Annotated in this window: 1 protein-coding gene; it reads right to left on the bottom strand. The window is 73.5% G+C overall.

The window, feature by feature from the left end:
* A partial coding sequence (locus JT719_RS24405) for a peptidase dimerization domain-containing protein (RefSeq protein ID WP_207436399.1) occupies positions 1 to 343 on the bottom strand: 343 nt, incomplete at both ends.

The following is a 343-nucleotide window of genomic DNA, read 5'->3' on the forward strand; positions in this document are numbered from 1 at the left end:
GGAGCGCGCGTCGATGGTGAAGACCGCCCGGCTGGGGATCACGTTCACCGCACCCGGCTCCGCCGCGATGCGGCCGACCGTGGCGACGAGGTCCGGCGTTTCCAATGCCGTCGCTTCCACCGCCAGCACCATCTCCGCCGCCGCGGCCAGCGCGTCGCGGCGCAGGGCCATCGGCACGGTGCCGGCGTGGCCCGCCATGCCGGTCACGGTGGCGGTCAGGCGCGTGGCGCCGTTGATCGCGGTGACGATGCCGACCGGCAGATTCTCCGCCTCCAGCACCGGCCCCTGTTCGATGTGAAGCTCGACATAGCCGAGCGCGTCCCGCCGCGCGGCACCGGCGATA

The organism is Sabulibacter ruber (assembly GCF_017355955.1).
Lineage (GTDB): Bacteria > Bacteroidota > Bacteroidia > Cytophagales > Hymenobacteraceae > Nibribacter > Nibribacter ruber_A.